Source organism: Limosilactobacillus pontis DSM 8475 (assembly GCF_001435345.1).
Classification (GTDB): Bacteria; Bacillota; Bacilli; order Lactobacillales; family Lactobacillaceae; genus Limosilactobacillus; species Limosilactobacillus pontis.
The window spans coordinates 1-1,979 of the sequence record NZ_AZGO01000052.1 but is presented as its reverse complement, the minus strand read 5'-3'; the positions used below and the strand labels follow the sequence as shown (position 1 = coordinate 1,979).

Below are 1,979 nucleotides of genomic sequence, written 5' to 3'. Positions count from 1 at the left end.
TGTAGAGGGCGGGACTAAAATGTAGGAAAACGGCGGTTTAAAATTGTCAGTTTTCCTACAATTTTTGTATACTCACCTTATCTATTTGATGAGGAAGTGAAGAGTATGCGCAACGACGTTTACGAAAGGATGAAACATTTCGTGATAGAAGACATTAAACCTAACTACACGGCTATTGCTCGACAATATGGTGTTGATCCACGAACAGTAAAGGCTGCATATTTACGGGCCTTAAATGGCCAAGATCCAAGTTATAATCATCAACGCCACAGGCGTCGTAGTAAATTAGATGAGTATCGCGACATTATCGAGTCTAAATATGCGGCAGGCTGTTCTGCTAGATCAATCTTTGATTTTATTGTCGAGAAGGGCTTCACTGGCAAATATACGATCGTCAAAGATTATTGTCGTCACTTTCGTAGATCTCAAGTAAAGAAAGCAACAATTAGAGTGGAACACATAATTGGCTTGAGCGCTCAGGTTGATTGGAAAGAGAAAGTTACAATGATGGACCAGAATGGCGTACCACATACCTTTAGTATCTTTCTTTACGTCTTACCATATTCCAAATTTAAGTTTCTCAAGCTTACGTTAGATCAAAAGCAAGACACTCTCTTTAGATGTTTATTTGAGGCTTTTCAAGCCACCGGTGGCATTCCCAAAGAAATTTGGTTCGATAATATGTCAACTGTCGTTGACCATAAACTAAGCGATTTTCGTCATCATCGATTCAATGAAAAGTTCTTGTCGTTTAGTCATGATGCCGATTACCATCCGATTGCTTGTCGGCCGTTTAGACCGCAAACCAAAGGTTGCGTTGAGGCATTGGCAAGAACGATGGGACGTCTAAAACCATATAACGGTGAATTTAAGACGATTAGTGAATTGAATGAAATCGTTAATCGCATATGTCATCGCCTTAATCATGAAAAATCACAAGGAAATAACCATCAACCAATTGAATTATGGGCAAAAGAAAAAGAGCATCTCAGGTCCTTCAATCATGATCTCACCAGATACTTCCAAAGCGTCCAAACCAGAAAGGTATCACGAGATTCGATGATCAGATTTCAAAACCATCAATACTCTGTTTCCCCTAATTATATCGGAAAAGAGGTTGAAATTAAACCAACTAAGGATGGTAAAGCTATTCATATCTTTTATCAAGGTGCGGAGATTCAAAATCACGATTTAACAGATCGGCAATTTAATTATGATCCACATGACCAGCGGGCCATTCTTAAAAGTGATTTAATGGCGGATAAAAGTAATAAGGAAATTGACCGATATATGCTTAAAAATTTGAGTATCTATGACCAGATAGGGGAATAAAATGAATCAGTATCAGAAATTAATAACCAATTTAACGAAGTTAAATTTGAACAATATGGCGGCTTCAATCGTTGATTATCGTCAAGTAGTAAATGATCAACAAGTTAGTTTTAGTGAAGCATTATTGGAGCTGACGGATAAAGAAATAGCCTATCAGCAAAAGGAAAGCCTGAAGAGACGTATTAAACGTGCCAGATTTCCGGTAGTGAAAACATTAAGCGAATTCAACTATGAATTTCAACCTTCCATTAAACAACAGCAAATCGAAGAATTTGCGACAATGTCTTTCCTAGATAATCAGGAGAATATAATTTTTATTGGTAGTCCGGGTGTCGGCAAAACGCATTTATCGATTGGCTTAGGAGTTGAGGCATGTAGGCAAGGTGTCCGAACCTTATTTATTAATTGCCATGAACTAATTTTGAGACTAACAGCAGCTCAAGAGAAACAGCACCTAGAAAGGGTAATGCGGCGTTATAAACGATACGACCTGTTAGTCATTGACGAATTAGGATACCTACCAGTCGCAGCAAACGAAGCCAACTTATTGTTTCAATTAATAAATGGTCGTTATGAACGCAAATCAACGATCATAACGACCAATGTCCCATTATCTAGTTGGGGTACGGTACTGCATAATCAAGCGG

At 38.2% G+C, this 1,979-nt stretch carries 2 protein-coding genes; both read left to right on the top strand.

Going from position 1 to position 1,979, the window contains the following annotated elements; translation table 11 throughout:
* Window positions 1–105 precede the first annotated feature (105 nt).
* Window positions 106–1,332 carry an IS21 family transposase gene (istA, locus tag FD34_RS04595; protein WP_057807219.1) on the top strand — a complete coding sequence of 409 codons (1,227 nt, stop codon included), beginning with the start codon at window positions 106–108 and terminating at the stop codon, window positions 1,330–1,332.
* A gap of 1 nt (window position 1,333) precedes the next feature.
* Window positions 1,334–1,979: IS21-like element helper ATPase IstB (istB, locus tag FD34_RS04590; RefSeq protein ID WP_057807217.1), on the top strand; the 646-nt coding region annotated here is incomplete at its 3' end.

Coding starts and splice junctions, on each gene's coding strand:
- istA (WP_057807219.1), top strand. CDS start 106: ATGCGCAACGACGTTTACGAAAGGATGAAACATTTCGTGATAGAAGAC.